The organism is Selenomonadales bacterium (genome assembly GCA_017442105.1).
In the GTDB taxonomy this organism is placed as follows: Bacteria; Bacillota; Negativicutes; order RGIG982; family RGIG982; genus RGIG982.
This window is the reverse complement of the sequence record JAFSAX010000054.1, coordinates 1-7,288: the sequence shown is the minus strand read 5'-3', so window position 1 is coordinate 7,288 and position 7,288 is coordinate 1. Positions and strand designations below refer to the sequence as shown.

Annotated in this window: 9 protein-coding genes; all 9 read right to left on the bottom strand. The window is 49.4% G+C overall.

Going from position 1 to position 7,288, the window contains the following annotated elements:
- Positions 1-92: 92 nt before the first annotated feature.
- The 9 genes from IJN28_02270 to rpmH all read right to left on the bottom strand — a co-directional run bounded on the left by IJN28_02270 (position 93) and on the right by rpmH (position 7,205).
- The gene (locus IJN28_02270; GenBank protein MBQ6712600.1) at positions 93-965 is read right to left on the bottom strand and encodes a ParB/RepB/Spo0J family partition protein; all 873 of its coding nucleotides are present in this window, start codon (positions 963-965) and stop codon (positions 93-95) included.
- Positions 966-1,035: 70 nt separating this feature from the next.
- Positions 1,036-1,749, bottom strand: a complete 714-nt coding sequence (gene rsmG / locus IJN28_02265; protein ID MBQ6712599.1) for a 16S rRNA (guanine(527)-N(7))-methyltransferase RsmG — start codon at positions 1,747-1,749, stop codon at positions 1,036-1,038.
- Positions 1,742-3,625 (bottom strand): tRNA uridine-5-carboxymethylaminomethyl(34) synthesis enzyme MnmG, encoded by a 1,884-nt coding sequence (gene mnmG / locus IJN28_02260; protein ID MBQ6712598.1) that lies wholly within the window; start codon positions 3,623-3,625, stop codon positions 1,742-1,744. Before mnmG ends, rsmG begins: the two co-directional genes overlap by 8 nt.
- Positions 3,626-3,638: 13 nt before the next feature.
- Complete coding sequence (mnmE, locus tag IJN28_02255; protein MBQ6712597.1) at positions 3,639-5,021, bottom strand: tRNA uridine-5-carboxymethylaminomethyl(34) synthesis GTPase MnmE; 1,383 nt, start codon at positions 5,019-5,021, stop codon at positions 3,639-3,641.
- A 71-nt stretch (positions 5,022-5,092) separates the two neighbouring features.
- On the bottom strand, positions 5,093-5,785 hold the full coding sequence (locus IJN28_02250) for a protein jag (protein MBQ6712596.1): 693 nt from the start codon (positions 5,783-5,785) through the stop codon (positions 5,093-5,095).
- The gene (locus IJN28_02245) at positions 5,782-6,429 is read right to left on the bottom strand and encodes a membrane protein insertase YidC (GenBank protein MBQ6712595.1); all 648 of its coding nucleotides are present in this window, start codon (positions 6,427-6,429) and stop codon (positions 5,782-5,784) included. Before IJN28_02245 ends, IJN28_02250 begins: the two co-directional genes overlap by 4 nt.
- 28 nt (positions 6,430-6,457) lie before the next feature.
- A complete protein-coding gene (gene yidD, locus IJN28_02240; protein ID MBQ6712594.1) occupies positions 6,458-6,667 on the bottom strand; it encodes a membrane protein insertion efficiency factor YidD in 210 nt (69 codons plus the stop codon).
- A 2-nt stretch (positions 6,668-6,669) separates the two neighbouring features.
- On the bottom strand, positions 6,670-7,023 hold the full coding sequence (gene rnpA, locus IJN28_02235) for a ribonuclease P protein component (protein ID MBQ6712593.1): 354 nt from the start codon (positions 7,021-7,023) through the stop codon (positions 6,670-6,672).
- 47 nt (positions 7,024-7,070) lie between these two features.
- Positions 7,071-7,205 (bottom strand): 50S ribosomal protein L34, encoded by a 135-nt coding sequence (rpmH, locus tag IJN28_02230; protein ID MBQ6712592.1) that lies wholly within the window; start codon positions 7,203-7,205, stop codon positions 7,071-7,073.
- Between the last annotated feature and the right edge of the window lie 83 nt (positions 7,206-7,288).

Genomic DNA, 7,288 nt, shown 5'->3' with positions numbered 1-7,288 from the left:
GTTTCACGTGAAACAAACCGACCATATCGACAATGAAAGAAAAAGCCTTTCCGAAACGGAAAGGCTTTTTTCTTCGTTTCACGTGAAACGCCCTACTTGCTGCGCGGTACTTTCATCGTGACGGTGATAGCATCACGCTCTTCTTTCTCCTCTACCTCGACATTGAGCCCCGACCGCTTCATCTCGCCAATAATATGGTTGAGCGAATTGAGAAAGATACGCGCATCACGTACGAGCCGTACGACATTCTGTTTCGCCGTTTTCTGCGCTATGGTTTTCGGCTTTTTCGCCTCTTGAATGAGTTGTTCCGTCTGGCGAACGTTGAGCTTTTCCCGACAGACTTCTTCCACAACAACAAGCTGTGTACGCTCATCGTCTATGGCAAGAAGGGCACGCGCATGACGCTCGGACAGCTTTTCTTGTTGCACTCGTTGTCTTACCGCAGGCGACAGTTTGAGGAGGCGCAGTTTGTTCGCGATAGTCGACTGCTTCTTGCCCATACGGAGCGCGAGCTTCTCCTGCGTGAAGGAGAATTCTGTCAGAAGCCGTTCGAGCCCCTCGGCTTCTTCGAAGAAGTGGAGATTCTCTCGTTGCAGATTTTCGATAAGTGCGATCTCCGCCATCTGCGCGTCGGTCATCTCACGTACAAGTACAGGTACATCATCACAGCCTGCCAGCTTTGCCGCCCGCAGTCTTCGCTCACCTGCGATAAGCTCATAGCCGTACGCTCCTTTTCTCACAAGAAGCGGCTGGAGTATCCCGAAGTCACGTATCGATTCGGACAGCTCCCACAAGGCTTCTTGGTCAAATTGTTTGCGCGGTTGGAACGGATTGGTGAAGACGTCTTCTATCTTCACGCGCAGTACCGTATTCTCCGTCCTAACTGTCCGCGTCCTTCTTGTACGCTCTGCACGTTTTTCCTCGTGCAATCCTGTTATCTTCAACAGTTGCCCCAGCGTTTTCACAGAAAAAATCAACCTCCTAATAAATTTCCATTTATTAGGAGGTTTCGTCATTATCGTATGATATTCCTGTTTAGAGAAGCGGTTTTTTTTCGGCTACCGCAGGGCGACGCGGATACGCTTTCGGCGTGGGGCTTACTTTGCGTATCACGACGATGGCACGTTTGTCGTCAAGCTCGGGAAGGGATATTTCTCTGACTTCTTCGATCTTGCCGCCTAATAGGAAGATGGCTTTTTTCGCTTCGTCGACTTCTTCTTGGCATTTGGCGCCCTTCATGGCGAGAAGGACACCGCCGACTTTGACGAATGGCAAGCACCATTCTGCCAGACGATAGAGTCTTGCGACGGCACGGCTGACGGCAACGTCGTAAGAATCGCGGTGGGAGCTGTCGCGTCCCGCATCTTCGGCTCTCGCATGGACGAGCTCAGCTTCTCTTTTGCACAGTTTGAGCGTTTCATCAAGAAACGTGAGGCGTTTTTTTAAGGAGTCGAGGAGCGTGATGTTAAGATGCGGTTGATAGATGGCAAGCGGTACACCGGGAAAGCCTGCGCCCGTACCGACGTCGATGACGCGCGCACCTTCGGGGAAGTATTTTTCGTCGTAGACAGTGAGCGAGTCTATCATATGCTTGAGTGCGACTTCACGCGGCTCGGTGATGCCCGTGAGGTTCATCTTTTCGTTCCATTCGACGAGCGTATGGTAGTACGTGGTGAACGCATCAAGACATTCGTCGGTCATCGGATAGCCTTTTTCGTCAGCGTATCGTTTCAGATATTCCTTAAACATTCGCATCCCCCTGACGACGCTGCTTTTCAAGATAAATGAGGAGCACCGTGATGTCTGCGGGCGATACGCCGGAGATACGCGATGCCTGACCGACGGAACGCGGACGGATATCACTGAGCTTCTGCTGTGCTTCCTGTCTGAGGCCGTCGAGTTTCATGTAGTCGAGCGTATCGGGGAGCAATTTTTCTTCGAGCTTGCGTGCTTTTTCGACTTGTTCGAGCTGTTTTTGGATATAGCCGTCATATTTGGCTTCGATCTCGATCTGCATGCCGACTTCTTTTGCTACAGGCGGCAGTTCGAATGCTTCTTCGAGCATCGCATATGTCAGTTCGGGGCGACGAAGGAGGTCGTACATCGGCTGACCGCTTCTAAGTTCCGCAGAGCCGAGTGCGCGGAGTTTTTCCTGCGTTTCGGCTGTCGGCGATACTTTTCTGGTTTTGAGATATTCCGTCATTTCGGCAATAGCCGCTTTTTTCGCGGTGAAGCGTTCCCATCTGTCGTCTTGTACGAGGCCGATCTTGCGACCGATCTCGGTAAGGCGCATATCTGCGTTGTCTTGCCGCAAAATAAGGCGATATTCGGCACGCGATGTCATCATACGGTACGGTTCGTTCGTACCTTTGGTAACGAGATCGTCGATAAGAACGCCGATATATGCATCGGAGCGCGACAAGATGAGCGGTTCTTTGCCGTCTAAGAGGAGTGCGGCGTTGATCCCTGCGATAAGACCTTGTGCTGCGGCTTCTTCGTAGCCCGAGGTGCCGTTCGACTGACCTGCCGAGAAGAGGCCGTGTACCGTTTTAAATTCAAGCGACGGCTTGAGCTGTGTCGGGTCGAAGCAGTCATATTCGATGGCATACGCAGGGCGCATGATCTCTACGTTTTCAAGACCCGGTATAGTGCGAAGGAATGCATACTGTACGTCCATCGGAAGGCTCGTGGACATGCCTTGTACGTACATTTCGTTCGTGTCGAGGCCTTCGGGTTCAATAAAGAGCTGATGCGATGTTTTTTCGGCGAAACGGACGATCTTCGTTTCGATGGCAGGGCAATAACGAGGGCCTGTGCCGCTGATGGTACCTGTATACATCGGTGCGCGATGAAGGTTCTCGCGAATGATGTTGTGCGTCGTTTCGTTCGTGTATGTGAGCCAGCACGGTACTTGGTCGCGCGCAGAGATATCCGACATGAACGAGAAGTTGTGTACGGTATCGTCACCAGGCTGAATGGACATTTTCGAAAAATCGAGCGTGCGTTTGTCTACGCGGGCAGGTGTACCCGTCTTGAAACGCATCATACGGATACCGAGCTTGGCGATCGAGTCCGACAGCTTGTCTGCACTGCGCTGACCGATCGGCCCGCCCGAATAGATAAGATCGCCGATGATGACTTTACCGCTGAGGTACGTGCCTGTCGCGAGGATGGCAACGTCGCAGTAGAATACCTCGCCCGTTTCGATGCGGACACCTTTGACACGGTTATCCTCTACGATGAGTTCGTCGATAAGAAGCTGTTTGACAGTGAGATTTTCTACATTTTCGACCGTCTGCTTCATCGTGTTCTGGTATATTTTTTTGTCTGCCTGCGCGCGAAGTGCGTGCACCGCAGGGCCTTTGCCTGTATTGAGCATTCGTACCTGAATACTCGTTTTGTCAATGTTGATACCCATCTGACCGCCAAGTGCGTCGAGCTCGCGCACCAGATGGCCTTTTGCAGGGCCGCCGACAGACGGATTGCAGGGCATCATTGCAATATTATCCATGCTGAGTGTAGTCAAGAGTGTCTTTTTTCCCATGCGAGCTGCCGCGAGTGCCGCTTCGCACCCTGCATGGCCTGCACCGATTACAATGACATCATACGTTCCTGCCACAAACATGAGCTTCTCTCCTTTATTTTCCGATACAGAATTGTGTAAATATCTGATCAATGATATCGTCACCTACGGCATCTCCCGTTACTTCACCGAGCGTTTCCCACGCACCGCGAAGGTCTATCACGATACAGTCGGCAGGCATTCCAGCGCCGATCGTATCTTCTGCTCCGCGAAGGGAGCGAGATGCTTTTTCGAGTAAGTGAATCTGTCTAGTATTCGTCAACAACACACTTTCTTCCTGCTTGACAGTGCCTTCGTAGACGAGATCGGTGATGGCTTCTTTGAGTTCATCGAGCCCGTCGCCCGTCTGCGCCGCGATGGTAAGCACCGTATGACCTGTCCCTCGTGCTTCGATGTCGGCGCGGTCAAGCTTTGCAGTAAGGTCGCTTTTATTTAATATAATAAGGGCTTTTTTGCCTTCGATCAAACGGAAGATATCTTCGTCTTCTTCCGATATTTCACGTGAAACATCTAAAAGGAATAAGATAAGGTCTGCCTGTTCGATCCATTCCTGCGATTTTTCGACACCGATCTTTTCAACGATATCGTCCGTTTCACGGATCCCTGCCGTATCGACGATACGGAGCGGAATACCGCCGAGGTTGATATATTCTTCAATAACGTCACGCGTCGTGCCCGGTACGTTCGTTACGATGGCTCTGTCGCTCTCGGAAAGGGCGTTCATGAGGCTCGATTTTCCGACATTCGGCTTGCCGACGATGACTGTTTTTAGACCGTCTTTTAAGATGCGTCCGACCGATGCACCTTTCAGGAGCGTATTGATATCTTGAAGCGTGTTTTTGACGACCTCACACGTTTCTTCGACTGCCGTTTCTTCAATATCTTCTTCAGGGAAGTCTATTGCCGCTTCAAGTGCGGCGATCTGATGAAGAAGGTTATGACGAAGCTCGCCTATCTTTGCGGACAGCTTGCCTGTGAGCTGGCTGACTGCCATCTCTTGTGATGCGTCTGTTTTCGCACGTATGATATCGATGACGGCTTCCGCTTGGGTGAGGTCAAGACGACCGTTTAAAAACGCTCGTTTCGTAAATTCGCCTGCTTCTGCTGGACGCGCACCGTACGCATACGTCAACAAGAGTATCTTACGGAGCGAAACGATACCGCCGTGACACTGGATCTCTGCGACATCTTCTTTGGTATAAGAATGGGGTGCGTACATCAAGAGAAGCAGTGCTTCGTCGACCGTCTCCCCTGTTTTTGGATCGATGACCGTTCCGTACGTTGCATGATGCGATGCGATATCTGCCACACTTTTTCCGCTGTGCGGACGGAATATCTTACTTGCGATAGCTGCAGCATCACTTCCGCTGATGCGAACGATACCGATACCGCCTTCACCCGGTGCAGTCGCCACGGCACTGATCGTATCTTCTGTCATAAAAACTCCTCCATTCTGTAAAATTCAAGAAAACCCTGTAATGAATTACAGGGTTTTCAGTCGTTTTTTGATTATCTTTTTGCCGCGATCACGATCTTGCGATACGGTTCTTCCCCTTCGCTGTACGTTGCGATCTGCGGGTCGTCCTGAAGTGCCATGTGAATGATCTTTCTTTCATGGCGGCTCATCGGTTCGAGAACGATACGCTGGTTGCGGCGTTTGACTTTGTTAGCCAAACGATGTGCAAGGCGTACGAGCGTTTCTTCACGACGTTTGCGATATTCTTCCACATCGAGAACGATGCGTTTGCGGCCTTCGCCCGCATTTTTGTTCGCTGCCAAGTTCGTAAGATACTGGAGCGCATCGAGCGTCTGACCATGACGGCCGATCAAGATACCGAGATCGTTGCCTTTGAGATCGAAGAGAACGACTTCTTCTTTCTCTTCGACTTCGATCGCTACCGTCAAATTCATTTTTGCGAAAACATCCATCAAGAACGCTTTACCAACCGCGATAGGATCTTCACCGATGACGGGCGCGTCTTCTACTGTTTCCACAGTGATCGTTTTTTCCTCTGCAGGCTCTTCTTTTTCGATAAGCGTAACGGCAACTTTTGCCGGACGTGTGCCAATGAGTCCCAAAAAGCCGCTTTTCGGCTGTTCCAAAACTTCTACCGTAACGTCATGTTCTGTTACTTGGAGTTCTTTCAGTGCTAATGCAACTGCTTCTTCGACAGTTTTGCCGGTTTTTTCAACAGTAGTCATCTTTTGATATCCTCATTCATACGATACATCCACCACGTCTGTGCGATCTGTACCACGTTGCTCATTGCCCAGTACAGTACAAGACCGGACGGGAACGTCGTAGAGATATAACCGATGAAGAGCGGAAGAAGTACCGTCATTACTTTCGCTTGTTTATTATCGCTCGGCGACGTCTGTTTCGACTGGATATACGTGGAGATCGCAGCGATTGCCGGAAGCGTCCACGTCGGATCGACTGCACTCAGATCTTGCAGCCATAAGAACGACGGCGTCGATACGTACGAAAAATCACGAATCGCATAGAAAATACCGATAAGGATCGGCATCTGTACGAGCATCGGCAAGCAGCCCGCAAGCGGGTTGACGCCTGTTTCTTTGTAGAGGATCGCCAATTCTTTCTGCAACTTTTCAGGTTGTTTCGCGTATTTTTCCTGCAACTCTTTCATTTTCGGCTGAAGGATCTGCATCCCTTTCATTGACCGTACTTGTTTAACAGTCAACGGATAGAGAAGCATTTTGATAACGATCGTCAATAAGATGATCGCCAAACCGTAGTTGGCATAACCGATGGATTCTGTGATGCCGTAGAAAAAGGTTAAAATCGTTTGTAAAAAGCCGATAAAGATATCGAAAATTTCAAACAAAAAACTCACATCCCCAAACCTATTCTATTTATTCCACAGGGTCATAGCCACCCTTATGAAACGGGTGACATTTTAAGATTCTTTTCACAGCAAGATAGCTTCCTTTGAAAGCACCGTATTTCTCGATCGCTTGTACAGCATAAAGAGAACACGTCGGATAGAACCGACACGTCGGCGGTTTGAGCGGCGAAATGAATCTGCGATAAAAGTGTATTAAAAAGAGTAATACTCTTTTCACGCCTATCCTCTCTCCTGCTCCCTTTTGATCTTACGGCATACCGACAAAAAAGCCTTCTCGATATCGCGGTAATCAGCATCGAGCATCGGTTTTCGCCCAACGATGAGCACTTGACCGCTCCCTGTAAGCTGAGATTGATTCTGACGGAATATCTCTCTAAGACGCCGTTTTACAGAATTTCTGATAACAGCATTGCCGAGCTTCTTACCTGCTGCGACAGCGACACGGATCGGTACATCGTTCGTACGGAACAGATAAAAGATAAAATATCTCGTCACATACGACTTACCGCCTCGATAGATCGCTTGGATTTCTTTATTCTTTTTTACGATTCGATTTCTAGGTAATTTCATCATGATCTAATCCTGCCATAATAGGAAAAATAGGCCACGATTGCGGCCTATTAAGCAGATAATCTTTTTCTGCCTTTTGCACGTCTTCTTTTCAGAACGATTCTACCACCTTTGGTTTTCATACGTTCACGGAAACCATGGGTTCTTTTTCTCCACAATGTATTAGGCTGATACGTACGTTTCATAGTCCTTGGACACCTCCCTCACATAATACGGTATACTCATCATTTTGTTTGCCCTGTGATATGCGCAGACAAAAAGCTGATTT